We start from the raw sequence: 24,499 nt of genomic DNA on the forward strand, positions 1-24,499 counted from the left end.
TCGAACCGGTGGGCGATTTCTTACAGAATAGACAGTGAGTTATACTTCCGGATGCGGTACTCGAACATCGTGGCGATGTTGAGGGCGCGCACCTTGGCTTGCTCGGCGTTGGGGCCGGCGAAGTTTTCTTCTACCGTCGCGTAGAACAAGTTAAGCCAGCGCTGAAAGTGCGTGGCATCGACGGGCAGCGGCAGATGCTTAGGAAACGGCCGGCCGCGGTAGCGCGAGGTACCTAGCAGCAGGCTACTCCAAAAGTCGTACATGGCTGGCAAGTGCGCGGCCCAGTTGACGTGCGCAAACCCGTTAAAGATGGGCGCCAGCAGGTCGTCTTGGTTTACTTTATCGTAAAAAGCATCGACCAGCGTTTTGATGTCGGTTTCGGTTTGAATATCAGCTAGGGGCGCAGTCATGAAAACAGCAGCTTAAAGCGTTAGACGGTGCGGTACGGACTCGGCGCGGGGGCAGAAGTGCGCTGGCGTGCTACCTGCAATGCCCAGCCGTGCGCCCAGGTTCCCGTTAGCAGCAAAAACACCAGCTTCAGTACTTCCAGCCCAATATAGAGCATGTGCAAAAAGCCAGGCGGCGCTGTGCTGCCGGCCAATACGGCTGTGGCACGCACATCTAAAGCGGGTAGCAGCCAAAAGGTTTGGGCGAGCAAGATGGCACTCAGCACTGCTAACCCGATGCCTACTCGCACCGGCACGCGCAGGTAAAAAGCACTGACCAATGCTAGGATACCTAGGGTGAGTTCAGCTTTGTTAAGCGCCGCAAATACGATGCGGCCAATGCCCAGGCCAAGCGGCACAGTGATGTGCGGCGCGGTGAACTTCAAGGGCGCTTCCAGGAAGGAAATTCCGATGACCATACCAGCCCACACGAACAAGGCCAGCGTTAGCAGCAGCGAACCGGTAGTGTGCGAACGACGCATACAAACGAAATCAACAGCACAAAAAAAACGGGGCCAGGAGCAGCTCTGACCCCGCGAACGGAACAACGATGCAAAGATACTACAGTTGAGGGCCGGATGGGATTTAAAGGACGTTAAAACTTCATCTTTCCGTAACGTACCTCAACTTTCTACTGACAAAGCCCCAGCAGGCTGCTGAGCGTACGCGGTGGGCGCTTGTTCTCAAACATCTGCACGATTTCCTGCGCCCGTTCCTTGGCGGCTTCGGCAATCGGGCCGGTGAAGTTATCCTCGACGGCGGCCAGGAATAGTTGTTGCCACCGCCGGAAATACTCGCCCGTGTTGGGCAACACGAGTCCGCCGGGGAAAGGCCAGCCGTCGTTGCCGCCCGTGTTCAGCAGCACGCGCTTCCAAAACGCGCCCATAGTGTAGAAAGGCTGGGGCCAGTGAATCTGCACGTCGGCGCTGAAGATGGGACCTAGCAGTTCGTCAGGGAAAACCTTGGCGTAGAAGGCGTTGATGAGGGTCGTGATATCAGCCTCGGTGCGGATGTCGGGAAGGGCAGGCATAATGCGGTAAGGAATAGATAAGTTAATGGCTGACGTTGCAATGGGCCGGCGCAACGTCAGCAGCGGGTCAAAAGTCCGGCGCCGTTTGCCGGGATGCCCTGACGTTAATCAGGACCCAGCCCTGACGTTCGTCAGGCTTTCCGTCAGCCGCAAATCGGAGCTTTGATCTGCTATTAGATCAACGCTCCTGTGCCTACGACTGCTCCCGCTATTCATACTCACGTTGCCTGCACTCACTGCGGCGACGAGTGCCCCGACCAACCCATTCTCTTTGCCGAACAACCGTTCTGTTGCCAAGGCTGCCAAGCCGTGTACGAGCTGCTGAACGCCAACAACCTCTGCACCTACTACCGCCTCGACGAGCGACCCGGCCAGAAAGTAAAAGAAGTAGAGCTGCCCGGTCGGTTCGACTACCTCGATCAGGAATCGGTGCAGGCCCAGCTCCTAGCTTTCCACAGCGATACCCTCGCTAAGCTCACGCTTACTATCCCGCAAATGCACTGCGCCTCTTGCATTTGGCTGCTGGAAAACCTGCATAAGCTTAATGCAGGCGTGTCGGAGTCGCGGGTAAACTTCTTGCGTAAGGAGCTTACCGTAAGTTACCTGCCTAGTCAAACTAGTCTCAAGGAAGTGGTAAAGCTGCTGGCCGCCGTGGGCTACGAACCACAAATCACACTGGCCGAGCTGGGTGCCCAGCCCCACCACGGCAACCGAACACTGTATTATAAGCTAGGTCTGGCAGGTTTCTGCTTCGGCAACGTGATGCTACTGGCGTTTCCCGATTACCTGTCGTTCACCGAGCAATTACAGGCGGAGTTCGGGCGCTTCTTTGGTTACTTAAGCCTGGTGCTGTCGTTGCCGGTGCTGCTGGTGAGTGCGCGGGGCTTTTACGAGTCAGCGTGGCAAGGGCTGCGGCAGCGCTACATCAACCTCGACTTCCCTATTAGCCTAGGTCTGACAGCGCTGTTCCTAACTAGTCTGTTCGACATTCTTACGCACCGTGGTCCCGGCTACCTCGATTCGTTTACGGGCTTGGTTTTCTTCATGCTCATCGGCAAATGGGTGCAGCAACGCACCTACGACGCCCTACGCTTCGACCGGGATTTCACCTCCTACTTCCCCGTGGCTGTCACGCTGCTGACGAAAGAGGGCGAGAAGTCAGTTTCAGTGAAAGAGTTGCAAGTAGGCAACCGCATCTTGGTGCGCAACCAAGAGGTAATTCCCGCCGACGCCATGCTCATGCGCGGCACCGGGCAGATTGATTACTCCTTCGTATCGGGCGAAAGTGTACCGGTGGCCAAGCTCACCGGTGAGGTGGTGTATGCCGGCGGCCGACAAGTGGGAGAATCGGTGGAGCTAGAAGTGGTGCGCGAAGTGTCACAAGGCTACCTGACCCAACTCTGGAACAACCCCGCTTTCCAGAAAGCCGAGAAGCAGACCCTCGAAACCTACGCCAACAAAGTCGGCCGCTACTTCGTGGCTGTCACACTGGTGCTGGCCCTAGGTTCTATTCTGTACTGGTACCCCAAAGACCCACACATGGCGATGCGCGCCTTCACCTCGGTGCTGGTTATTGCCTGCCCGTGCGCGTTGTCGCTCGCTACGCCGTTTGCGATGGGCGCAGCGCTGCGGGTGTTTGGTCAGTTGAAATTCTATCTAAAGAACTCCGCCGTGGTCGAAACCCTAGGTCGCGCCGACACCATCGTGTTCGACAAAACTGGTACCCTCACCGACACCCACCGCTCGGAGGTGCGCTACGTGGGGCTGCCGTTGCAGGCGGCGGAAACGCAGTTGGTGGCCGCCTTAGTGCAGCAATCCACGCACCCGCTCAGCCAGCGCTTAGCCAAAGAGCTAGGTAGCAGCAAGCTCCCGATTGCCAATTACTTTGAAGTACCCGGCCAAGGTCTGAGCGGCTTGGTAGCAGGGCGCGAGGTGAAAGTAGGTTCTGCTGCTTTCGTTCGGGCTGAAGTCAAAGGACAAGAAGACTTGGAGCACTCGGCTGACACTCGCCAGTCGCGCGTGTACGTGGCTGTGGATGGTGAATACCTAGGTTGCTTTGTGTTCTACAATGTCTACCGGGAGCACATGCAAGAGGTGTTGCAAACCCTCGGCAAGCACTACCACCTAGCGGTGCTGTCCGGCGACAATAACACCGAGCAAGAACGGCTACGGGAGCTGTTTGGCCCGAAAGCCGAACTCCGCTTCTGGCAGTCGCCCCAAGATAAGCTCGACTACATAGCCGCCCTGCGCCAGCAAGGCCGCACCGTTATCATGGTCGGCGACGGACTGAACGATGCCGGCGCCCTCCAGCAAGCCGACGCCGGCATTGCCCTCACCGATACGCTCAGCAACTTCTCCCCCGCCTGCGACGCCATTCTGGATGCCAGCAGCTTCGGCCAGTTTGCCACCTTCCTGCGCTTCTCTCAAGATTGCTTGCAAGTAGTGCTGGCCACCTTCATCCTCTCTTTCGGCTACAACGGCATTGGGCTAGGTCTGGCCGTCCAAGGCAAGTTCACCCCCATCGTATCGGCCATTCTGATGCCCATTAGCTCGCTCAGCGTGATGCTATTTGCGACGCTGCTGGTGCGCTTCGCCGCTTATCGAAACAAGCTATGAACATCATTTTCATTCTGATTGGCATCAGCCTTTTGGTAGCTGTTACCTTCTTAGGTGCTTTCCTCTGGGCCGTGCGCTCGGGGCAATACGAGGACGACTACACGCCTTCAGTGCGAGTACTGTTTGAGGATGAGGAGTAGCGTGTCAACTTGCTAAGGGTTTATTCAAACGCATTGTGGTGTGACCTAGCTTCTGCGCTTGGAGCTAGCCTTTGGTTTACTGCTCAAGCACCGACAAACTTTCCAACACGTGGCGAGTTACTCACGCATTGAATTCTACAAGCAATTCTACCATGACGACGACCGCGCTTACTACTCTTTACCAGGAGTTGGCTCCTTGCACTAGCTCCGATCTGAGCACGCTGCTGCCCGGAGGAATTCAACGTGAAGTCGGCCACTTCAATGTGTTTAACTTGGCCGACTTCTGGGAGTCTACCTCGCTGCGGCCCGGCACGCCCTATACTTGCCGCTCCTTCTACAAGATCAGCCTGTTGCGTAGCCGAAGCCACGCCGAGTACGCCGACCAAAGCATCGACATCGAGCCCGACGCGCTGGTGTTTTCGACGCCCAAGGTGCCGTTTCAGTGGCAGCCTACCGAGACGCAGCAAGGGCATTGCTGCCTCTTCACGGCCGAATTTATGTTGCCCGTTCTCGGGGGGCTTACGCCTGACGAACTACCCCTATTCCGGGCCGACAACTACCCCGTGTTCCAGCTTACGCCTGCCGAAGCCGCACGGGCGGAGGTCCTTTTCGCTCAAATGCACGAGGAGCTAGCCTCCGACTACGCCCACAAGTATGACCTGCTGCGAGCCTACGTGCTGGAGCTGCTGCACCTAGGTCAGAAGCGGCAGCCCACCACCACGCTGCACCCCGCCCACTCAGCGGCGGCGCGGCTTTCGTCGCGGTTCGTGGAGTTGCTGGAGCGGCAATTTCCTCTCACCACGCCCCAGCAGCGCGTACAGTTGCGCACCGCCAAAGACTTTGCCGACCACCTAGCCGTGCACATCAACCACCTCAACAAGGTGCTCAAGGAAAGCACGGGCCGCACCACCTCTGACCTGATCGGCGGCCGGCTGGCGCAGGAAGCCAAGGCGCTGCTGCGCCAGACCGACTGGACGTTGTGGGAAATTGCCGACAGCCTAGGCTTCGTGGATGTGGCGCATTTCTCGCACTTCTTCCGTCGCCACGCCGCTGTGAGTCCCGGCGCATTTCGCGCGTTGGAAGCCGAGCCGGTTTGATTTATACAATAAGCGGATTGGTGAGTACAATAGCGTTGAAGGCTAGGTAGGAGACCTTTGTCGTGTTCAATCAATGCGACAACTACACTCTATATGAGCACCAACAAAATTGCCCTCGTAACCGGCGGCAGCCGCGGCCTAGGCAAAGACATGGCCCTGAAACTAGCCCAGCAGGGCATCGACGTTATCCTGACCTACCGCAGCCAGCAGGCTGAGGCCGCCGCTGTGGTGGCCGAAATCGAAGCCTTGGGCCGCCGCGCCGTGGCCCTGCCGCTAAACGCCGCCGACATCAGCACGTTTGATACTTTCTTCGCTCAAGTCACCACGGCCCTAGCCGATACCTTCGGCACCGACCGGTTTGACTTTCTTATCAACAACGCTGGCACCAGCCTCACCGCCCCCATTGCCGAGAATACCGAGGCCCAGTTTGACGAGATGCTCAACATTCATTTCAAGGGCGTGTACTTCCTCACGCAAAAGGCGTTGCCGCTGCTGCGCGACGGCGGCCGGATTATCAATATCTCCTCGGGCACCACGCGGGTTGCTTTCGCTGGCAGTTCGGCCTACGCCAGTATGAAAGGAGCGGTGGAAGTATTCACGCGCTACCTAGCCCTAGAGCTAGGCAGCCGCGGCATTGCAGCCAATGTGGTAGCGCCTGGGGCCGTATTCGGTGGCGGCGCCATGACGGATACACCTGAAATCCGCGCCTACGTGGCCCAGATTACGGCCCTAGGCCGCGTGGCCGAGCCCGACGACATCGGTGGCATTGTTGCCTTCCTCTGCACTGATGCAGCCCGGTGGCTCAACGGCCAGCGCCTCGAAGCAACGGGCGGGATGATGCTGTAGAATCGATCGTCATGGTCGGTGACGGGCTGGATGATGCCAGTGCAGATTACCAACGGCATCTTCTGCTCGTTGACAAACCAGCACCCCAAAGCGTACACAGAAGCCTGCCGAATTCTTAAGCGAGTTTGGCAGGCTTTATACATTCTACTTGCCTGAAGCGCTATCAACTTTGCGGAGAAGCGGCTAGCTCTTCCAGGGCGGCTTTAAACTCGGGCGTGTCGTAGTCGGCCATGCCGTCGTGGCGGGCCGCTACTTTGCCGTCGGGAGCTAGGATAACCGTGGAGGGAATTGAATTAGAATCGAAAGGCGCAGGCAGCGGCCCAGTCGGGAAGTACACGGGAAAGGTGTAGCCTTTGCGCTGAAGCAAGCGCTGCGCTTTCACCGGATTCTGGTCGAAAGAAATCATCACAAACGCGACTTTGGCTGGGTCCAGCTTCTTGTACAGCGCATGAATGCCCGGCATTTCAGCCACGCAAGGTGGGCACCAGCTAGCCCACAGGTTAACGAACACGATCTTCCCCTTTAGGTCACTCAGGTTTATCTGCTTGCCATCTAGGCCTACCAGCGGCAAATTGTGCGGATACGTCAAGCTGCTGACAGGCATTGCAGGCGCCTTGGATGGCGCTACCGGAGCCTCAGCCCGCCACAGGCCCGTGGCCAACAAGCCTCGCTGTAGCTTTCCAAGCACGAGGGGGCGCAGGTCGGTGAACATGACCACAGCGAAAATGGCCCAAGGCAACCATTGCAACAGGTTCTTGCGGTTCATAGAGAGATTGTGCGGGCAGCTAGAAGCATGAGAATTATGCAGCGAACAACGGTGAAGGTACGCCAGTTTCGATTCGGCTCCCGATAAGCGAGCGAAAGCAGTAACTCTAATTATTGTTAGAACGACCCGCTAGAACAAGGACGTTCCCCGGTCCGACGCCCTAGGCGTCCGACCGGTTGTCGCCTGCTAACGGCTGTGAAAAGTTAGGTGGTTGTCAGTCGTTCCAACGGCTCGTTCTCACGGCAACCGGTCGGACGCCTAGGGCGTCGGACCGGCAGACGACTCCTAGAGCAAGCCCGCAACATATTCGAGCGGGATGCTCTGTTCAGATTCTGCACGAAAGGCACTAGGCTCAATTGGCAAATTAAGTAGCTGCCCAGCAATAACCTGGTTGCACAACGAACCGTTGCGAAACCCCGAATAATCCCGATAAGAAGAATACGGCCATTCTTCCAAACTTGCGGCTAATCCAGCTCGCACAGGGTTTTGATGGATATAGTGGAAGCAGGTACGTGGGTACTCGTCGCAATACCCGGTGAGTAAACGCGCTTTTGTCTTGGGTTGGAAAAGCGCACCGGTGCGGCCCAGCTCTTTGTTGATGCCTTGCGAGTAGGTGCTTAACGCCAAAGCAATTCCTTGTACTAAAGGCTGCTTGGTACTGCTAGGTGTATTTTGATTACAACAGCCTTCGGCGGTAGTAGAGAGCAGCAAGTGAAAATGGTTTGGCATCAGGCAGTATGCTAGCAGGTGGCATTGCGGCTGAATGTACTGGCGCACCTTTCGCAGAAAGTGCAAGTAGTGCTCTGCGGTAAAGAAGACTTGCTGGTGATTATTCCCTCGGTTATAAACGTGATATAGCTGTTCGGCCTCAAAGCGCATCGTATAAAATAGTTGCTTAGTCTCAAGTTGACGACTGCTGGTCAGACGCCCTAGGCGTCCGACCGGTTGCCGCCTGCAGACGTTGCACAAACTGGTCCAAACGACACTGTAGGGACGATACCCTAACGAGGCACACGATGACCGGTCGGACGCCTAGGGCGTCGGACCGGGCGGTTCCGGCCTGACATCAATCACCCCCACGCCTGACGTTCGTCATGCTTTGGGCCGCAACCTTGGGGGACCTTTGGGATAGTAAACAACTACTATTCCTCGTTATGGAAGTCGCTCCACGTCCACCGGTCGTTGCGCCTGAGCCGCCCCAGGTGCTACAGAACACTATCAAGGCGGTTGATACCTTTTTCTACGACAACAAGATCGTCCGGGACTTCGGCATTGCTACCGTTTTCTGGGGCATTGCCGGGATGCTGATCGGTGTTATTGCAGCATTCCAATTGGCTCGGCCTGAGTTGAATATGGGCACGCCGTACACCACGTTCGGCCGCATCCGCCCGCTGCACACGAATGCTGTCATTTTCGCCTTCGTCGGCAACGGCATTTTCACTGGGGTGTACTACTCGCTACAGCGTTTGTGCAAGTCGCGGATGTACTCCGATTTCCTTAGCAAAGTCCACTTCTGGGGCTGGCAGCTGATCATCGTATCGGCGGTAATTACGCTGCCCCTAGGTTTCACCACCAGTAAGGAATATGCCGAGCTAGAGTGGCCTATTGACATCCTGATTACACTGGTGTGGGTGGTGTTTGGCTGGAACATGTTCGGCACCATCGCCAAGCGCCGCGAGCGGCACCTGTACGTGGGTATTTGGTTCTACATCGCCACATTCCTGACGGTGGCCGTGCTGCACATCGTCAACTCAATGGAGGTGCCGGTGTCTTTCATGAAAAGCTACTCAGCTTACGCTGGCGTGCAAGATGCGCTGGTGCAATGGTGGTACGGCCACAACGCGGTGGCCTTTTTCCTGACTACGCCCTACCTAGGTCTGATGTACTACTACCTGCCCAAGGCAGCGAATCGGCCGGTATATTCTTACCGCTTGAGCATCATCCACTTTTGGTCGCTGATCTTTATTTACATCTGGGCCGGTCCGCACCACTTGCTGTATACCGCCTTGCCCGACTGGGCGCAGAGCCTAGGTACGGTGTTTTCGATAATGCTGATTGCGCCCTCGTGGGGCGGCATGATCAACGGCTTGCTCACGCTGCGCGGCGCCTGGGATAAGGTGCGCGAAGAGCCGGTGCTGAAGTTCATGGTAGTGGCCGTGACAGCCTACGGTATGGCAACGTTCGAAGGCCCGATGCTATCGTTGAAAAACGTCAACGCCATCGGTCACTTCACCGACTGGATTGTGGCCCACGTGCACGTGGGTGCTCTTGGCTGGAACGGCTTCCTGACCTTCGCGGTGCTCTACTGGCTGTGGCCCCGTCTGTACAAAACCGAACTCTACTCGAAGCGCCTCGCCAACACTCACTTCTGGCTCGGCACCCTAGGTATCCTGTTCTACGCCATTCCGATGTACTGGGCCGGCCTGACCCAGGGCCTGATGTGGAAGCAGTTCAACAGCGAAGGCATGCTCCAGTACCCCAACTTCCTGGAGACGGTGCTGCAAATCGTGCCGATGTACTACCTGCGCGGCATCGGCGGGGTGCTCTACCTCAGCGGCGTGTTCCTGATGGTGTTCAACCTGGTGAAAACGGCCAAATCGGGCACCCTGCTTGAAAACGAGAAAGCTCAAGCCGCCCCGCTCATGCCCGCCAATTTGGTCGAAGAACACTTAGGCGGTCACTGGCACCGCTGGATCGAGCGCCGGCCCGTGCAGCTCAGCATCGGCGCCACCATTGCCATCCTGATTGGCGGCGCGGTGGAGATGATTCCGACCTTCCTGGTGAAGTCGAACGTGCCCACCATTGCTTCCGTGAAGCCTTATACCTCACTGGAGCTTGAGGGCCGTGACCTCTACATCCGGGAGGGCTGCTCGAACTGCCACACCCAGATGGTGCGCCCCTTTCGCTCCGAAACCGAGCGCTACGGCGAATACTCCAAAGCCGGCGAGTTTGTGTACGACCGGCCCTTCCTGTGGGGCTCGAAGCGCACCGGCCCCGATTTGCACCGCGTGGGCGGCAAGTACCCGCACTCCTGGCACTACAACCACATGATGGACCCCACCAGCATGTCGCCTGGCTCGATCATGCCGCCTTACCCCTGGCTGTTCGAAGATAAAATCGACTACTCGCACACCGCCGACAAGATCACGACCCTGCAAAAGCTAGGTACGCCCTACCCCGCTGGCTTCGACAAAATCGCGGTAGCCGAGGCGCAGAAGCAAGCCCAAGGCATCGTGAACGACCTGAAAAAGGAGGACATCGACGTGAAGTCAGACAAGGAAATCGTGGCCCTCATTGCCTACCTCCAGCGCCTAGGTGCCGACATCAAAGTGAAGCCTGAACAAGCCGCTGCGGTGGCCGCCCAGTAATTAATCCAGCAAATAAGATCATGGATAAGAACGTCTTACGATCAATTGCCGGCGTCGAGATTTACCCGCTCATCTCCTTCGCCATCTTCTTTCTCTTCTTCCTGGCGCTGCTGGTCTACGTGTTCGTGATCAACCGCCAGCACGTGAATACCATGAAAAACATGCCGCTGCTCAGCGACGACGAATTGGAGGCCCGCATGGAACGGGGAGAGTTATGCTAACGCGCCGCACCCTACTCATGACCCTAGGTGGCTTGCTCACGGGCTACCTCGCCAGCGGCCAAACGCCCGCCGGTTCTTCCGCCTCCAATCAGAATATGTTGTTCTGGTTCGTTGCCGGCCTGCTCGCCCTGGTCGTACTCGTGGTGCTCCTGATGGGCTCGATGATGGCCGTGCAGATTCGCCCGCACTACCAGCAAGGCCAGCCGATACCTAGCCCAACCGGCGAAGCAGTAGCCACCAAAACGAAGGAGGAGGTAGCATGCTAGCTAGTGTAAAATGCAAAACCCTCACCGGCGCGGCCCTGCTCACGAGCTACCTAGCTGCCGCGCAATCCTCGGATGCCGCGGCGGCGCCTACTGCCGCGAAGGGCATGGACATGCAGACGATGCTCTTCTGGTTCCTGGTAGGTCTGCTGGCTTTCGTGCTGCTGCTCTACGTGTTAGTCGGCGTGCTGATCATCGTACAGATGCGGCCACAGCTCCGCAAGGTGTACGAAATGCCGACGGTGCAGGCGAGTTGGAGCGGCAAGGTGCTCGGCTTGTTCGTCGGTGACCCGGTGCTGCTGAAAGGCCGCGTAGCCGACGTCGTTATTGCCGACCACGACTACGATGGCATCCACGAGTTCGACAACGACCTGCCGCCATGGTGGAAATACGGCTTCTACGTGACGATTCTGTTTGCCGGCGCCTACCTGTTCTACTTCCACGTGTCGAAAACCGGGGAACTGAGCCACGCCGAGTACGAAACCGAAATGAAGCAAGCCGCGCTGCTGGTATCCGCTGGCTCGGATGATCCGAACAAGCTCACCGACTTCCAGGCCCTGACCGCCGCAGCCGACATCAGCGGTGGCAAGAGCATCTTCACCCAAAACTGCGCGCCTTGCCACGGTGCCAATGCCGAGGGGAAAGTTGGCCCAAACCTGACGGACGAATACTGGCTGCACGGCGGCGAAGTCAACCACGTGTATAAGACGGTGAAATTCGGTGTGCAGGGCAAAGGCATGGTGGCCTGGAAAGGCAAGCTCTCCAGCAAGCAGATTCTACAAGTGTCGTCGTACATCCTGTCGCTGCAAGGCTCGAAGCCCGCGAATGCGAAGGAGCCGCAAGGCGAAAAAGATCCGTCGGCGACGAAAATCGCGATGCGATAACTGCCGTGTCGTTCAAGCGGGGCGCCTCACCCCCCGGCCCCCTCTCCGAAAAAGGAGAGGGGGAGCCGAACGATTTGCAGACGATTACACCCGATAGCGCCGCCGTGGCTCCCCCTCTCCTTTTCGGAGAGGGGGCCGGGGGGTGAGGCGCCCCGTTAGAACACTAGGTAGGGAAGACATTGCCGATGAGTACCATCACCAAAACCGACGAAACGTTCCGCGACTCTATTGCCACCGTCGATGCGGCGGGCAAGCGCGTGTGGCTCTACCCCAAGAAGCCCAGCGGGAAACTTTACGATTACCGCAAGTGGGTGAGCTACGGCCTGTTGACGTTGCTGTTTGCCGGCCCCTGGCTGCGAATTAACGACTTACCGCTGCTCATGCTCAACCTGCCGGCGCGGAAGTTTATCATCTTCGGGCAAATCTTCTGGCCCCAGGATTTCTTCGTTCTGCTGCTGGCCTCACTCACGTTCATCGTGTTCGTGATTCTGTTCACGGTGGTGTACGGGCGCGTGTTCTGCGGGTGGGTTTGTCCCCAAACCATTTTCATGGAAATGGTTTTCCGCCGCATCGAGTACTTCTTCGAAGGCGACGCGCAGAAGCAAAAAGCCCTCGACAAAGCCGATTGGGACTGGAACAAGACGTGGCGCAAAACCGGCAAGCACACCGTCTTTCTGCTGCTCTCCTTCCTGATTGCCAACACCTTCCTAGCCTACATCATCGGCAGCGACGAGCTGGTGAAGATCGTGACCGACGCGCCGAGCAAGCACCTAGGTGGCTTGGCGTCGATGGTGGTATTCACGGGGATTTTTTACGCTGTGTTTGCCAAGTTCCGCGAGCAGGTGTGCACCATTGCCTGCCCCTACGGTCGCTTGCAGGGCGTAATGCTCGACAAAGACAGCATCGTGGTGGCGTATGATTACAACCGCGGCGAACCCCGCGAGAAGCTCCGCAAAAATCAGGAGCGCAAAGCCGGCGACTGCATCGACTGCAAACAGTGCGTGCAGGTATGCCCCACCGGCATCGACATCCGTAACGGCACCCAGCTCGAATGCGTGAACTGCACGGCCTGCATCGACGCCTGCAACAGCATCATGGACCTGATCGAAAAGCCGCACGGCCTGATCCGCTACGACTCCGAAAACCACATCGCCGCCAACACCAAGTTCCGCGTCACGGGCCGCATCAAAGCCTACTCTGGCGTGCTGGTGGTGTTGCTCGGGGTACTGGTGACGCTGCTCGTAACGCGCTCCAACGTGGAAGCCACCGTGTTGCGCACGCCGGGCCAGCTGTTCCAGAAAACCGACCACGGCACCATCACCAACCTCTACAATATCTCGGTCATCAACAAGACCAACTGCCCCTACCCCATCACGCTGAAAGTGCTGGAACCCGCCGGCGGCAAAATCTCCCTGGTGGGCACCGATGGCCTGAAGCTGCCCGCGCAAGGCATCACGGAAGGCGTGTTCTTCGCCGAACTACCCAAAACCGCCCTGCGCCTGACCAGCAACCAGATCCGCATTGGCGTCTTCAGCCAAGGCAAACTGATTACGGAAGAAAAAACCAAGTTTCTGGCTCCCGCTCGGTAGCCGTCCGCCGGTCCGACGCCCTAGGCGTCCGACCGGTTGCCGCCCGAACGAAACGTGAGAACGGCCGTCGTGCACCTAGCTCGTGCAGGCGTCCGCAGCCGACAACCGGTCGGACACCTAGGGCGTCGGACCGGCGGGTGCGCGTTGTGCCAGCGCATCGTTCAACGATACCAACCGGCCGACTGCCGCCGTCGGGCCAGAGCAGATTGAACAAGTACCATAACTAGAATGATCATGACGCCTGCTACCAATCCTCAACCCACCCGCACGCTCTGGCCCTACGCCATCGTGGCGGTGTTCGTGCTGTTCATGTCCTACATCGGCTTCATGGTGAGCAAGGCTCTGCACACCAGCGTCGACCTGATCAGCCCCGACTACTACCAGCAGGAGCTAGCCTACCAGCAGCGCATGGAATCGGTGGCCCGCACGGCGGCGTTGCCCGTGGCCGTGGCCATCACGCACGAAGCGGCGGTTTCGCAGCTCCACTTGCAGCTGCCACCCTCGTTTGCAGGCAAGCGCCTCGTAGGGCAAATCCACTGCTTCCGCCCTTCCGACCTGAAGCTCGATTTCACCTTGCCGCTGCAACCTAGCCCGGACCTAGCCCAGCGCATCAGCACCCAGAAAATGGCCCGCGGCTTCTGGCGCGTCCGCGTAGATTTCACCGCGGATGGACAGGCGTATTTTGTGGAGAAGGATTTGACGATTTAGGTGTGTTGTAGCTGGGTGCTACTGCACTATTCGACCGAGGCGTTTGCCTTGTACCTAGCTTTTCTCAGCCGGCACCAGCCTCTTGTATCTAGCTCAGGAATAGGCTAGTTTGCGCTGCGCCTCAACGCCGAGGCCGGGTCAACACTATCAGGCAAATGGCAATTCGTTGGTTGTTCGTACTCCTGCTGTTCACCACCGCATGCTTTGGGCAGGAACAAGTCTCAAAAAAAACCTTTCCCGAAATAGCCCTCACCAACCAGATTGCTTTTGCGGACCCGCAATATGATCAGCCCCGCTTTTCGTGTGGCTTTCTGCTCAAGCACCAGAACGACACGTTTGCAGTTACCGCCAAACACCTTCTGAAGGTGATTAAGCCCAAGGGCATGAAGGCGGTTTCGTTCGGGAATAGTGTCAAATCCTGGTCGTTGTTCCCGCTGCCGGATAAGGCGCGCAGTGTAGTTACCAACCGCTTATTGAACGAGAACAAAGCCGAGTCGTTAGAAGCCAAAGCAACCTACGACCAGGACTGGCTGGTGTTCTCGCTTCAGTCGAACCACTCCGGCATCAAGCCGCTGGAGGCTCGCACCACGCCGTTGCAGCCGGGCGAGAAGCTGTACGTAGTGGGCTGGACGCGCCACATGGACAGCGGCCCGCAACGGGTGTATGAGTTCGAATACTACAAAACGATAGATAATCGGATTCTCGTAAAAGACGTCGTGGTCCCCGAGCAATTCGGCGGGCTGAGCGGCGCCCCACTGGTCGACGAACAAGGCCAAGTGGTAGGCATTGTCTCCAACGGCACGGTCGATCCGACGTCGGGCAAAAAGTACTTCTCCCCTTGCGCCGTATCGGGGCTTCTGTCCTTCCTCGACACCTATCAAAAGAAGTAGAAAAGCCACACGCTTACCCTCCTCAAAAGCCATTGCTGCTAATGCAACACCGCCCCGCCAGAACCTCCTGATTGAGAAGGTTCCGGCGGGGCGGTTCTTTGTATGTGCTTGCTACAGGTTGCGGTAGCTGCTGGTGGATAGGCTGCGTGCGCCTCGTCCGTTCCTCATGGCGCGGGGTACGCAGCCCCTTCCTAGCTGGCGGGCAGCCGATACCCTAGCTTCCTTAGTCGCGGTGCAGGTGCTTGATGATGGCAATAACGTCTTCGTCGCCCAGGGTGGGCGCGGCTTGCTGGAAGGACTCATGGACTGTCTCGCCCAGGGGCGTGTTCAGGCCTTCGGCTTTGGCCAGGCGCAGGTCTTTGGCTAGGTGCTTCAGGGCAAAGGCGGCTTGGAAGTTATCGGCCATGATGGTGTCGCCCTTGATCTTTGCGTACACGTTGCTCATGGCGCCGTTGCCGATGATGGTCTGCATGTCCTCGGGTTTCAGGCCGTGCTGCTGGGCGAAGAGGAAGGTTTCGGCCAAGCCCTGCGTGTGGATGCCCAGCAAGGTGTTGATGGCGAGCTTGGCCAGGTTGCCCTTGCCGACCGGGCCGAGGTGCAGCGCGAGCTTACCTAGGTGCTCAAAGAGCGGCTGGGCCTGTTGGAAGGCCGGCTCGTCGCCGCCCACCATAATCACCAGTTGGCCGCTTTCCGCCTGCTTCACGCTGCCCGAAACCGGCGCATCGAGGTAGGTGTGGCCTTTCTGTTGGCTGAGGGTGGCCATTTCCTGGCTAATGCCGGGCGACACGGTGCTCATATTGATAAGCAGCTTGCCACTGGATTCGGCGGTTAGCAGGCCGTCGGGGCCGGTGAACAGGTCGCGCACGGCCTGATCGTCGGATACCATCAGGAACACCACGTCGGCTTGCTGCACCAAGGCAGCCGGCGAATCGGCGGGGGTGGCACCGGCGGCGCGCAGGGCTTCTTCTTTGTCTTTGCTGCGGTTATAGACGGCAACCGGGTAGCCCGCCTCGAGCAGGCGGCGCGACATCGGGGTACCCATCGTGCCGAGGCCAATCCAGCCTAGTTGGGGTTGTGAGCTCATGTGCAAGAGTTGAGTGAGGTAAATAAGAATGCGGTATTGCTATACCACCTAGGTTGGAATTGGTTGGCTGGTGGGGCGGGAATGCCGCGACTTATTCGGCGAGTAGTAGCGCTGGAAAGTGGCCTAGGTCTCGCTGCACTAGCCACAACGAGCAGCCTGATCCTGTATGTTTGTGCTGCTTTTAGCCTCCTTGCAGCACCCGCATCTTTCCCTTTTCTCGCTTAATGGCCCGTTCTATTCTGCTCCGCGTCGCGTTACTTTTTATTCTGTGCCAGTTGGGCTACACTGCCCAAGCCGGTTCCGGCTTTGCCGACCTCAAACCTGGCCCGCACGGCGTGGGCTTCCGCGTGGTGCAGCAGTACGATTATGCACGCTCCTACCGGGATAAAACCGATTTGGTCACTGGCAAACCCTACGCAGGCGAACAGGCACGACCGATGCAAACCTTGGTGTGGTACCCGGCTCAGAAAACAGGCACACCCCTGCGTTACGCCGATTACATGCGCACGGAAGCTACCGACGAAGTATTGGGGCGGACGGAGGCCGAAGTAGCCGCATTTATGGATGGCCGACGCCAATGGGCCACTGCTAGGCTAGGTGCCAAACAAGCGCAAGCCATGCTCGCGCAGCGCATGTGGGCCGTGCCCAATGCCCCAGCCACGACTGGCAAATTCCCGGTGGTTATTTACGCCGCCGGCGGTGGCGGGGTGGCACACGAAGCAGCCGACCTGTGCGAATACCTCGCCAGCCACGGCTACGTGGTGCTGGCCAGCCGCAGCCTAGGTACGCGCACGAGCCTCATGAACTTCGACCAAGAAGGTCTCGCCACCCAAGCCCGCGACATTCAGTTCCTACTTTCCTACGCGCACACCCTGCCGCAAGCCGACATGACCCACGTGGCCGCCGCTGGCTGGAGCTGGGGTGGCCTAGCCAATGTTTTGGCCGCCTCCCAAGACGCACGCATTGACGCGCTAGTTAGCTTCGATGGCACCCAGCATAAGGATAATACTGTAGCCGTGTCCCGCATGCGCCTCACCGTGCCGTGGCTGTACGTGCAGCGCCGCCCCGAATCGGTGCGGGAACTCAGCGCTAATGACATGGAAACCTCGTCTATCCTGCTCAATGAGGCCAAGTACGCCGACCTGTACCACGTCGTCATGAACCCCATGGAGCATCTAGATTTCTCGACCCTAGCTCTGCGCGTGGCCCAGCCCGACCACTTCACGGAGTATTCCCGGGCTGAAGTGGAAACTGCCTATCATTGGACCTGCCGCTACACGTTAGAATTCTTGAATGCCACGCTGAAGGGCAACGCTGCTGGCCGCCAGTTTCTTGACCGCACCCCCGCGCAAAATGGCGTCTCGCCCCATATGGCCCGGCTATACCACCTCCCGGCGCAGACTGACCTCGTACCCACGCAAGCCGGTTTTGCGGCGGCATTAGCCCAGCAAGGCTTCGCCTACGCCCTGGAAGTCTACCGCCGGATGCAGCAGCAAGATCCCACGTTTGTCCTGCCGGAAAGCGCCCTTAATACCTGGGGCTACCAGCTGATGCGCGACGCACACGACCTGCCCGCCGCCCTTGCCATCTTCCGCCTCGGCACGGCGCTCTACCCCGGCAGCTTCAACCTCTTCGACAGCCTCGGGGAAGCCGATGAAAACAACCACGACCCGGCCACAGCCATCCAGCACTACCGCCGCTCCTTAGAGCTGAACCCGCAGAACAGCAATGCACGGCAACGCCTGCAAGCACTAGGCGCCCCCGCGCCGAGTACATCTGCTAACTAGGTAGCGTCCTGACTAGTTGGAGCTGGTCACCTAGCTGCGGCTTACTTCTTTGCCGACTACCACCTCCTGGGTAAATGTCATGATAGCCGACTGACTTTTGTCATGTCGGCTCTTTTGTTGGCTGCCGTACTTGCCTCCCAATTCAAGCACCTCCTTCACCGATGCTCTGGGCAGGTTTTCTTTTTGGGCTTTTAGGAAGTTTTCACTGCGTGGGCATGTGCGGTGCTATTGCGCTGGCGCTGCCCGGCCGTCTGGATGCTGCCTCGCCTAACTGGCACTACCTAGGTGGTCGTCTGCTCTACAACCTAGGTCGCATCACGACTTACACGGTGCTCGGCGCGGGGGCAGGTTTAGTGGGTCAAACCCTGCGGCTGGCGGGTTGGCAGCAAAGCTTGTCTATCGTATCGGGCTTGCTGATTCTGGTGCTGGTAGTGGTGCCGGAGCGTCACACGAGTCGCGTCGCTGCAGCCGTTGGCCTTGATCGGCCGCTGGCCTGGCTGAAGCAAACGCTGGCGTATCTGTTTCAGCAGGCGTCGCCCGGCGCGTTGTACCTCACCGGCGTGCTGAATGGGTTGCTGCCTTGCGGCCTCGTGTACCTAGCCTTGGCGGGTGCGCTCAGTGCGCCGGGCCTAGGTGGATCGGCTAGCTATATGCTGCTCTTCGGCCTCGGCACACTGCCCTTGATGCTGGGTTTGTCGCTCACTGGTCGGCTGGTGCCGATGCTGTGGCGGGCCCGCATGCGCCAAGCCGTGCCGTATGTGGCTTCGCTGATGGCGGTGCTGTTCATCGTGCGGGGGCTGGGGCTAGGTATTCCGTACCTGAGTCCGCAGCTGAGTGCGCCTACCGCGCAAGCCGCTCAACCTCAACTACCTCCCACCGTGCATTACTGTCGCTAACTCCTCTGATTCGAGGCTGAAGGCAACCGGCCGATACTGTTGAAAAGAAACGCAACTCCAAGCCGTGCCCAAGACCTTTTTAACGCTAGCAGTCGGATGCCTTTGGCCTCGAACCAGAAGAGCCGCATACCTACCCTTCCCTCTCGACTTCACCGGCACTCCGAACGCCGCTACCGCTTACTATCAACTCCTTCCATGAAGACCATTCTCGTTCCGATTGACCTAGCTTCTTCCGCCGAACACACCCTAGCCTACGCCAACAAGCTAGCCGTGCGCTGGCCGGCCGAGGTCGTGCTGCTGCATTGTCATCACGGAGATGGACTTACTGCCGAGGAAAGCACGCAGCTCGAACAGCAGCTGCACACCTTAGCCGAGCGCCTGCGCTACCAGCAGCTCACCCGCCAAGATGGCCGCCGTATCCGCTACCACTACCGGGTGCTCAGCGGCTGCCTCCACGACCACGTACAAGCGGAAGCTGCCAGCTACGCCGCCGACTTAGTGGTAATGAGCCTCGATTACATTGATTGCGGCCGAGTGGAAGCCACCGGCAACCACGCTGCCACCATCACCGGCTTGGTGTCCTGTCCCGTGCTTGTGGTGCCGCCGGGCCGCCGCTCGTTGCCCACTCGCGTGGCCTTTTCCGCCGACTTCAGCACTCTCGACCTAAACGTGCTGCCCAAGACGTCGGCGCTGGAAGGGGCTTTTCCGGCTCAGCTCCAGTTCGTGCAGTTCTACGCTCCCGCCAGCCGCCCGGAGCGTGCGCGCCTGAAGCGTGCCATGGAGAAAGCCGCCTCCCAGCTCACTTGGCCCGACATCACCACCCACCTCGTGGAAGACGACGATCCGCTGGAAGGCATCAGCGATTTCTGCGCCCGCACGCAGACTCAGTTGCTCATCATCGCACCCACTAACAGCGCCTCTCTGCTGCGCTTCTTCGACCTGTGCTACGCCAAAACCCAGTCCTATCACACCCAGATTCCGGTGCTGGTAATTCAGCAGAACGAGCAAAAGCCCACCACCGCCTGCTGCGACCGATGCGCCCAACAAGCCCTGCGCGAAACCCAAGCCGCACTGGTGCTAGGTGCTCATATCTAGAACGATGTAGAGACGCATACTTGCGTCTCGTCGTTGAACGACTAACGCCAAAACGACCAGCGTTATAACCGTTTGGTTTAAATAACATCAGCAACGATTGAGACACAAGTAGGTGTCTCTGCTCTATTACCGTATCTATTAAATTCTTACTCATATGTCGAGTGTAGCTGTTGCTTCCGACACCACCGTTCGCGCCACCGTTGAAGCTTGGATGCGCGACTTTCAGAATCGTCTTTGCGCCAAGCTGGAGGAAACCGACGGCGGAGCTACCTTCCAAACCGATGCCTGGGACCACTCGCAGCGCGGGGGCGGCTACACCCGCGTTATTCAGAACGGTAACATTCTGGAGAAAGGTGGCGTGGCTTTCTCGGCGGTGTGGGGCGAAATGAGCGCTGCTGCCGCGCAACAGTTGCTCATGCCCGACCCTAGCTTTTTCGCCACCGGCGTATCAGTCGTGATGCACCCGAGGAGCCCGCGCCAGCCCATTGCCCACATGAACGTGCGCTACTTCGAGGCGGGTAATGGCGACGCATGGTTTGGCGGTGGCCTCGACCTGACCCCGATTTACGTGGATGAGCAGCAGGCCCGGCACTTCCACCGGCGCATCTACGAAGTGTGTCAGCGGCACAATCCGAACTACTACCCGCAGTTCAAGCGTTGGGCCGACGACTACTTCTACCTCCCCCATCGTCAGGAAACCCGCGGCGTGGGCGGCATCTTCTTCGACCGCTTGATGGTGGGCGAAGATGGTTCGTTTGAGGAGTTATTCGCCTTTGTGCAAGATGTAGGCAACCTGTTTGGCGCGGTGTACAGCGACATTCTGCTTGCCAACCGCACATTACCTTTCACCGAGCAGCAGAAACAGTGGCAGCTTATTCGCCGTGGCCGCTACGCCGAGTTCAACCTAGCTATCGACCGGGGCACGCGCTTCGGCCTAGAAACCAACGGCCGCACCGAAAGCATCCTGATGAGCCTGCCGCCGCAAGCCGAGTGGTACTACAACCGCCAGTCCGAGCCTGGTTCGCCGGAGGCCGCTACGCAAGCCTGGCTACGCAAAGACGTAGATTGGCTAAACTAGCTGCTGGGATGCGGATGCATGCAGCATTTACCAAATACTTAAATTAGAACGTCATGCTGAGCTGGTCGAAGCATCTCTACCGCCAAAGTAGCTCTAGGTAGAGATGCTTCGACCAGCTCAGCATGACGTTCTATTGGGTATCAATATTGATTCGGCTAGCGGCTCGTTTACGCTGAACTACCCTTAGCTTCCTCCAAGCTAAATGACTTCGCGCATGTGCTTGTAGTTGGTTTTGATGGTATCGAGCACCTCATCCATGCGGCCACCTAGGATGAGTTTGCTCATCGAAAGGGCAAACCCTTTCACTTGGTCAAACTCCACTTTGGGCGGCATAGCCAGGGCGTTGGGGTCGGTGAGAATGTTGATCAGGGCCGGCCCTGGGTGGGCAAACGCCTGCTCCAAGGTCTGTTGCACCTGGCCGGGCTCGTGCACCGTGAAGCTCTGAATCCCCATAGCCTGCCCAATGGCGGCAAAATCGGTGTTGGGCATGTCGGTTTGCCAATCGGGCAGGCCGGCCACTTCCATTTCCAATTTCACCATGCCGAGGGCCCGGTTGTTGAACACGATGACCTTGATGGGCAGCTTATACTGCACAATAGTCGACAAATCGCCGAGCAGCATGGTCAGGCCCCCGTCGCCGCACATAGCAATAACCTGCTGGCCGGGCCGGGCTAGGGCCGCACCGATGGCTTGCGGCATGGCGTTAGCCATAGAGCCGTGGTTCCACGAGCCCATCATTACGCGCTTGCCTGTGGCCTTAATGTAGCGGGCTCCCCACACGCAGCTCATGCCCGTATCGACGGTAAAAATGGCATCGTCGGCGGCGAGCTGGTCGATGACGACACTCACGTATTCGGGGTGAATGGCGTCGGTTTTGCCGGTGTCTTCCACGTAGGCGCGCATGTTTTCCTGCACCTGTTTGTAGAAGTCGAGCTGCTCTTTCAGGAAGCTGTCGTCGGTTTTCTGCCGGATCAGCGGAATGAGCGCTTGCAAGGTGGGCTTAATAGCCCCGCACAGACCTAGGTCGACTTTCGCCCGCCGTCCTAGCCGCTCGGGTCGAATGTCAATCTGCACGATCTTAGGCTTCACCGGCATAAAAGCCGTGTAGGGGAAGTCGGTGCCGAGCAGCACCAGCACCTCCGATTCGTGCATGCTGTGGTAGCCCGAGGGCATTCCCAGCAGGCCCGTCATACCCACTTCGTACGGATTAGCGTACTGAATTTCAAGCTTGCCACGGAACGTGTAGCCAATCGGCGATTGGAGCAAGCCTGCTAATTTGATCAACTCATCATGGGCTTCAGCGGCACCTAGGCCGCAATAGAGCGTGACTTTGTCATACTCATTAAGCAGACTGGCCAAGGATTGTAGCTCTAGGTCAGAAGGCCGGATGATGGGGTCAGTTCGGTATACCTGCATAGCAGTCATGCTTTCTTCTGCATCTGCGGCGGCCACGTCGCCGGGCAGCCCTACTACGGCCACGCCTTTGCGGCTAATAGCATGCTGAATACCTGCCTGAAACATGCGCGCAAACTGCTGCGGGGTGCTGGCCACTTGGTTGTAGCAACTGCAATCGTCGAACAGCTTAATCGTGTTCGTCTCCTGGAAGTGCTCCGTACCAAACTCAAAGCTAGCCTCGGTGGAAGCAATAGCAATGACCGGTGCCCCGGAGCGGTGGGCATCATACAGTCCGTTGATGAGGTGCACGTGACCAGGGCCGCTGCTGCCCGCGCAACACGCAATACCGTTAAGCTGTGCCTCGGCGCCGGCGGCGAAGGCCCCTGCCTCTTCGTGCCGCACGTGCACCCACTGTAACTGGTCGTTGCGCCGCACAGCATCGTTCACTTCGTTGAGACTGTCGCCCGTGACAGCATATATTCTCTTCACGCCGGCTTCTACCAGCATTTCTACAAGTTGTTCTGCTACTTTTTTGGCCATGATATCAGACTGAGGGTACAGAAGTAAGACCCTAGCTATACGCGACCACTTAGCATTTGAATGATGTGATAAAGACGGATTTTGCTTCCGCCACTCACGATTGGTCTGTGTTATCACTTCTTGCAAACGTTTGTATAGCCGCCGAATACACGTTTTGCGGAGCGAGCAGAACAAAGAGTTTTTTGATGCTATTCCGTTGCTGGCCTTATTGGCAGTCTAACACACACAACACTAAAAAGCAGAAGCAACCCTCATGTTTTGTGCTGCGCGTTGCTTTGAAGGCTAGGCTTTGTTCTCAGTCTGTAGTTACGGAATACGCACGCATACGGCAAACGATCTTGTCTAGCATCTTAACAACAAGGTTTCCGGACTACACAAAAGCCTCGGTACTTTTTTGACACAGAGGAAATTCTTACTTCTTGTCTTACATCAATTTGTGCTAATTGCTTTGGAGCATCTTATCCGTTGAGGTGGTAATAATGTATAGCCTAAGCAAGCACGACACTAGCTTCTAGCAAGCTCAACAGTAATGGCATGCTTTTATGCTGTTTGTCATGGTTCTAGCTTCCATAAGGCCTAGCCAAGGCACTTTATATATAAAATACAATTCCGATAATTTATCAATATTTAATATTTCAGCTATATGGACACTATAGGCACGCCATTTGGTAGAATGCCAGCATACTAGTGTATACTTTCATGAATGCAACGCTCGATTACCAATTACTTGTTCAGTGCGAAAGAGTAACCCTGCAAGACGTAACCGTTGTCGTAACCAATCCGATCAATCGGGCAGTCTGGCGCATTGATGGGGTGCGTCCTGTTTGGGCTCAGATGGGTGCTCAGCAAGTGGCTTTCTTTATCGTGGAGCGCTACATTCACGACCATTACTCGTTGCGCAATAACATAAACTTCACCGGTTTACAGAGTGCCATAGAGCGCGTTTTGCCACTCCCTCCCGATTTTACGGAGGCTGGATAGTCGAGTAAAGCTCAATCAATTCAGATCTAGGCATCCATTAGTATATCACCCAGTGATAACTAGGTCAAGCAATGCACGCTACCTAGTTGCACCCCGAATCGCTCTTTACTTATTGCCAACTATCCTCTCTGCTATTGCATAGGGGCATTTTAGTATCTAGTTATTATTTATACATTATTTATATTATTGCACTTTGCAATGCTTTTAACTTATCCGTTTTCTTCTTTAGCTAGTTGCTTTCCTTTCTATGAAGCTTTTACCCGCACTTCTCGGCTTGTTTACTTGCGCAACCACTTCACTATACGCTCAAGATCAGCAAGCTAACCTCCAATCTTTAGATACGGCATATGGCTTTCACGGCGCCCGCTTCGAGAAAGATACTTCCGCCTTCAAGGACCTTGCACTAGCAGAGAAAGCTGGTAATACCCGTTACTACCGACGTGGCAGTGAAATCAAAAAGCTGGGAGAGGGCGAGGCTGCTGATATTACGTATGGTTTTTATAAGGGCAAACTCGCGGTAGTAGTTATCAAAACCAAAGGCTTAAAAAACAGCCGAGCCGTACTAGCTGCCTTGCAGCAGCAGGCAGGGCCAGGAGTGAAAGCCAGTCCTTTCGCGCAGCGTTACTCGTGGAGTGCCAAGCTAGTACACATGAGCTACGAGGAAAATGCCATGAGCAACGACGCCGTGATCTTACTCACGTGTAAAAAAATCAAAGAGCAGGAGCTGAAGCAAGCGTTGCGCAACCGACCAACAGCCCCTGTTGGGTCCTAATAACAGC

General features: G+C 57.3%; 25 protein-coding genes. 17 read left to right on the forward strand and 8 right to left on the reverse strand.

The window, feature by feature from the left end; genetic code table 11:
* Window positions 1–20: 20 nt before the first annotated feature.
* The 3 genes from SD425_RS21905 to SD425_RS21915 all read right to left on the reverse strand — a co-directional run bounded on the left by SD425_RS21905 (window position 21) and on the right by SD425_RS21915 (window position 1,476).
* Entirely contained in the window at window positions 21–410 is a 390-nt protein-coding gene (locus tag SD425_RS21905) for a group III truncated hemoglobin (RefSeq protein WP_324672239.1), read from the reverse strand.
* Window positions 411–430: 20 nt separating this feature from the next.
* Window positions 431–928: a hypothetical protein gene (locus SD425_RS21910; protein ID WP_324672241.1), complete on the reverse strand. Its 498-nt coding sequence runs from the start codon at window positions 926–928 to the stop codon at window positions 431–433.
* Window positions 929–1,077: 149 nt separating this feature from the next.
* A complete protein-coding gene (locus SD425_RS21915; RefSeq protein ID WP_324672243.1) occupies window positions 1,078–1,476 on the reverse strand; it encodes a group III truncated hemoglobin in 399 nt (132 codons plus the stop codon).
* Window positions 1,477–1,665: 189 nt separating this feature from the next.
* Here SD425_RS21915 and SD425_RS21920 point away from each other — a divergent pair, with 189 nt between their 5' ends.
* From SD425_RS21920 to SD425_RS21935, 4 genes are all read left to right on the forward strand, one after another.
* Window positions 1,666–4,092, forward strand: a complete 2,427-nt coding sequence (locus tag SD425_RS21920; protein ID WP_324672245.1) for a heavy metal translocating P-type ATPase — start codon at window positions 1,666–1,668, stop codon at window positions 4,090–4,092.
* On the forward strand, window positions 4,089–4,232 hold the full coding sequence (gene ccoS / locus SD425_RS21925; protein ID WP_324672247.1) for a cbb3-type cytochrome oxidase assembly protein CcoS: 144 nt from the start codon (window positions 4,089–4,091) through the stop codon (window positions 4,230–4,232). The genes SD425_RS21920 and ccoS overlap by 4 nt, the downstream gene beginning before the upstream one ends.
* Before the next feature lie 152 nt (window positions 4,233–4,384).
* Entirely contained in the window at window positions 4,385–5,329 is a 945-nt protein-coding gene (locus tag SD425_RS21930; protein WP_324672249.1) for a helix-turn-helix transcriptional regulator, read from the forward strand.
* A 93-nt stretch (window positions 5,330–5,422) separates the two neighbouring features.
* The gene (locus SD425_RS21935; RefSeq protein WP_324672251.1) at window positions 5,423–6,175 is read left to right on the forward strand and encodes an SDR family NAD(P)-dependent oxidoreductase; all 753 of its coding nucleotides are present in this window, start codon (window positions 5,423–5,425) and stop codon (window positions 6,173–6,175) included.
* Window positions 6,176–6,338: 163 nt separating this feature from the next.
* On the opposite strand, the gene SD425_RS21940 is transcribed toward SD425_RS21935, so the two are convergent.
* Both SD425_RS21940 and SD425_RS21945 read right to left on the reverse strand, forming a co-directional pair.
* Complete coding sequence (locus SD425_RS21940; protein ID WP_324672253.1) at window positions 6,339–6,941, reverse strand: TlpA disulfide reductase family protein; 603 nt, start codon at window positions 6,939–6,941, stop codon at window positions 6,339–6,341.
* Between the two features lie 285 nt (window positions 6,942–7,226).
* Window positions 7,227–7,670, reverse strand: coding sequence for a transposase (locus tag SD425_RS21945; RefSeq protein ID WP_324672255.1), 444 nt, complete (start codon window positions 7,668–7,670; stop codon window positions 7,227–7,229).
* A 425-nt stretch (window positions 7,671–8,095) separates the two neighbouring features.
* On the opposite strand from SD425_RS21945, the gene ccoN reads away from it, so the two are divergent.
* From ccoN to ccoG, 5 genes are all read left to right on the forward strand, one after another.
* The gene (gene ccoN / locus SD425_RS21950; protein ID WP_324672257.1) at window positions 8,096–10,309 is read left to right on the forward strand and encodes a cytochrome-c oxidase, cbb3-type subunit I; all 2,214 of its coding nucleotides are present in this window, start codon (window positions 8,096–8,098) and stop codon (window positions 10,307–10,309) included.
* Between the two features lie 20 nt (window positions 10,310–10,329).
* The gene (locus tag SD425_RS21955; RefSeq protein WP_324672259.1) at window positions 10,330–10,530 is read left to right on the forward strand and encodes a hypothetical protein; all 201 of its coding nucleotides are present in this window, start codon (window positions 10,330–10,332) and stop codon (window positions 10,528–10,530) included.
* Complete coding sequence (locus SD425_RS21960; protein WP_324672261.1) at window positions 10,524–10,796, forward strand: hypothetical protein; 273 nt, start codon at window positions 10,524–10,526, stop codon at window positions 10,794–10,796. Before SD425_RS21955 ends, SD425_RS21960 begins: the two co-directional genes overlap by 7 nt.
* Window positions 10,790–11,677: a cbb3-type cytochrome c oxidase N-terminal domain-containing protein gene (locus tag SD425_RS21965; protein WP_324672263.1), complete on the forward strand. Its 888-nt coding sequence runs from the start codon at window positions 10,790–10,792 to the stop codon at window positions 11,675–11,677. The genes SD425_RS21960 and SD425_RS21965 overlap by 7 nt, the downstream gene beginning before the upstream one ends.
* A 185-nt stretch (window positions 11,678–11,862) precedes the next feature.
* Window positions 11,863–13,266 carry a cytochrome c oxidase accessory protein CcoG gene (gene ccoG, locus SD425_RS21970; RefSeq protein ID WP_324672265.1) on the forward strand — a complete coding sequence of 468 codons (1,404 nt, stop codon included), beginning with the start codon at window positions 11,863–11,865 and terminating at the stop codon, window positions 13,264–13,266.
* Here ccoG and SD425_RS21975 read toward each other — a convergent pair.
* Window positions 13,226–13,480 (reverse strand): hypothetical protein, encoded by a 255-nt coding sequence (locus SD425_RS21975; RefSeq protein ID WP_324672267.1) that lies wholly within the window; start codon window positions 13,478–13,480, stop codon window positions 13,226–13,228. The genes ccoG and SD425_RS21975 overlap by 41 nt on opposite strands.
* 20 nt (window positions 13,481–13,500) lie before the next feature.
* Between SD425_RS21975 and SD425_RS21980 the strand changes: the two genes are divergently transcribed.
* On the forward strand, window positions 13,501–13,974 hold the full coding sequence (locus SD425_RS21980; RefSeq protein WP_324672269.1) for a FixH family protein: 474 nt from the start codon (window positions 13,501–13,503) through the stop codon (window positions 13,972–13,974).
* Window positions 13,975–14,129: 155 nt separating this feature from the next.
* Complete coding sequence (locus SD425_RS21985) at window positions 14,130–14,864, forward strand: trypsin-like serine protease (RefSeq protein ID WP_324672271.1); 735 nt, start codon at window positions 14,130–14,132, stop codon at window positions 14,862–14,864.
* A 223-nt stretch (window positions 14,865–15,087) separates the two neighbouring features.
* Here SD425_RS21985 and SD425_RS21990 read toward each other — a convergent pair whose 3' ends face one another.
* Window positions 15,088–15,948 (reverse strand): NAD(P)-dependent oxidoreductase, encoded by an 861-nt coding sequence (locus SD425_RS21990; protein WP_324672273.1) that lies wholly within the window; start codon window positions 15,946–15,948, stop codon window positions 15,088–15,090.
* A gap of 224 nt (window positions 15,949–16,172) precedes the next feature.
* Between SD425_RS21990 and SD425_RS21995 the strand changes: the two genes are divergently transcribed.
* The 4 genes from SD425_RS21995 (at window position 16,173) to hemF (ending at window position 20,804) form a co-directional block, all read left to right on the forward strand.
* Window positions 16,173–17,735 carry a dienelactone hydrolase family protein gene (locus tag SD425_RS21995; protein WP_324672275.1) on the forward strand — a complete coding sequence of 521 codons (1,563 nt, stop codon included), beginning with the start codon at window positions 16,173–16,175 and terminating at the stop codon, window positions 17,733–17,735.
* A 161-nt stretch (window positions 17,736–17,896) separates the two neighbouring features.
* On the forward strand, window positions 17,897–18,631 hold the full coding sequence (locus tag SD425_RS22000; protein ID WP_324672277.1) for a sulfite exporter TauE/SafE family protein: 735 nt from the start codon (window positions 17,897–17,899) through the stop codon (window positions 18,629–18,631).
* Between the two features lie 195 nt (window positions 18,632–18,826).
* Window positions 18,827–19,726 (forward strand): universal stress protein, encoded by a 900-nt coding sequence (locus SD425_RS22005; RefSeq protein ID WP_324672279.1) that lies wholly within the window; start codon window positions 18,827–18,829, stop codon window positions 19,724–19,726.
* A gap of 154 nt (window positions 19,727–19,880) precedes the next feature.
* Complete coding sequence (hemF, locus tag SD425_RS22010; RefSeq protein WP_324672282.1) at window positions 19,881–20,804, forward strand: oxygen-dependent coproporphyrinogen oxidase; 924 nt, start codon at window positions 19,881–19,883, stop codon at window positions 20,802–20,804.
* A 198-nt stretch (window positions 20,805–21,002) separates the two neighbouring features.
* On the opposite strand, the gene SD425_RS22015 is transcribed toward hemF, so the two are convergent.
* Entirely contained in the window at window positions 21,003–22,739 is a 1,737-nt protein-coding gene (locus tag SD425_RS22015) for a thiamine pyrophosphate-dependent enzyme (protein ID WP_324672284.1), read from the reverse strand.
* Between the two features lie 699 nt (window positions 22,740–23,438).
* On the opposite strand from SD425_RS22015, the gene SD425_RS22020 reads away from it, so the two are divergent.
* Together SD425_RS22020 and SD425_RS22025 are read left to right on the forward strand one after the other, a co-directional pair.
* A complete protein-coding gene (locus tag SD425_RS22020; RefSeq protein WP_324672287.1) occupies window positions 23,439–23,720 on the forward strand; it encodes a hypothetical protein in 282 nt (93 codons plus the stop codon).
* Between the two features lie 247 nt (window positions 23,721–23,967).
* Entirely contained in the window at window positions 23,968–24,492 is a 525-nt protein-coding gene (locus SD425_RS22025) for a hypothetical protein (protein WP_324672289.1), read from the forward strand.
* Window positions 24,493–24,499 lie beyond the last annotated feature (7 nt).

The sequence above is a fragment of the Hymenobacter sp. GOD-10R genome, assembly GCF_035609205.1.
In the GTDB taxonomy this organism is placed as follows: Bacteria; Bacteroidota; Bacteroidia; order Cytophagales; family Hymenobacteraceae; genus Hymenobacter.

Bases quoted from the DNA above. Each gene is read 5' to 3' on its own strand.
- SD425_RS21965 (WP_324672263.1), top strand. From the start codon at position 10,790: ATGCTAGCTAGTGTAAAATGCAAAACCCTCACCGGCGCGGCCCTGCTC.
- ccoS (WP_324672247.1), top strand. From the start codon at position 4,089: ATGAACATCATTTTCATTCTGATTGGCATCAGCCTTTTGGTAGCTGTT.
- SD425_RS21945 (WP_324672255.1), bottom strand. From the start codon at position 7,670: ATGCCAAACCATTTTCACTTGCTGCTCTCTACTACCGCCGAAGGCTGT.
- SD425_RS21990 (WP_324672273.1), bottom strand. From the start codon at position 15,948: ATGAGCTCACAACCCCAACTAGGCTGGATTGGCCTCGGCACGATGGGT.
- hemF (WP_324672282.1), top strand. From the start codon at position 19,881: ATGTCGAGTGTAGCTGTTGCTTCCGACACCACCGTTCGCGCCACCGTT.
- SD425_RS21910 (WP_324672241.1), bottom strand. From the start codon at position 928: ATGCGTCGTTCGCACACTACCGGTTCGCTGCTGCTAACGCTGGCCTTG.
- SD425_RS21980 (WP_324672269.1), top strand. From the start codon at position 13,501: ATGACGCCTGCTACCAATCCTCAACCCACCCGCACGCTCTGGCCCTAC.
- ccoG (WP_324672265.1), top strand. From the start codon at position 11,863: ATGAGTACCATCACCAAAACCGACGAAACGTTCCGCGACTCTATTGCC.
- SD425_RS22025 (WP_324672289.1), top strand. From the start codon at position 23,968: ATGAAGCTTTTACCCGCACTTCTCGGCTTGTTTACTTGCGCAACCACT.
- SD425_RS22005 (WP_324672279.1), top strand. From the start codon at position 18,827: ATGAAGACCATTCTCGTTCCGATTGACCTAGCTTCTTCCGCCGAACAC.
- SD425_RS21935 (WP_324672251.1), top strand. From the start codon at position 5,423: ATGAGCACCAACAAAATTGCCCTCGTAACCGGCGGCAGCCGCGGCCTA.
- SD425_RS22000 (WP_324672277.1), top strand. From the start codon at position 17,897: ATGCTCTGGGCAGGTTTTCTTTTTGGGCTTTTAGGAAGTTTTCACTGC.
- SD425_RS21955 (WP_324672259.1), top strand. From the start codon at position 10,330: ATGGATAAGAACGTCTTACGATCAATTGCCGGCGTCGAGATTTACCCG.
- SD425_RS21930 (WP_324672249.1), top strand. From the start codon at position 4,385: ATGACGACGACCGCGCTTACTACTCTTTACCAGGAGTTGGCTCCTTGC.
- SD425_RS22015 (WP_324672284.1), bottom strand. From the start codon at position 22,739: ATGGCCAAAAAAGTAGCAGAACAACTTGTAGAAATGCTGGTAGAAGCC.
- SD425_RS22020 (WP_324672287.1), top strand. From the start codon at position 23,439: ATGAATGCAACGCTCGATTACCAATTACTTGTTCAGTGCGAAAGAGTA.
- ccoN (WP_324672257.1), top strand. From the start codon at position 8,096: ATGGAAGTCGCTCCACGTCCACCGGTCGTTGCGCCTGAGCCGCCCCAG.
- SD425_RS21940 (WP_324672253.1), bottom strand. From the start codon at position 6,941: ATGAACCGCAAGAACCTGTTGCAATGGTTGCCTTGGGCCATTTTCGCT.
- SD425_RS21905 (WP_324672239.1), bottom strand. From the start codon at position 410: ATGACTGCGCCCCTAGCTGATATTCAAACCGAAACCGACATCAAAACG.
- SD425_RS21995 (WP_324672275.1), top strand. From the start codon at position 16,173: ATGGCCCGTTCTATTCTGCTCCGCGTCGCGTTACTTTTTATTCTGTGC.
- SD425_RS21915 (WP_324672243.1), bottom strand. From the start codon at position 1,476: ATGCCTGCCCTTCCCGACATCCGCACCGAGGCTGATATCACGACCCTC.
- SD425_RS21985 (WP_324672271.1), top strand. From the start codon at position 14,130: ATGGCAATTCGTTGGTTGTTCGTACTCCTGCTGTTCACCACCGCATGC.
- SD425_RS21960 (WP_324672261.1), top strand. From the start codon at position 10,524: ATGCTAACGCGCCGCACCCTACTCATGACCCTAGGTGGCTTGCTCACG.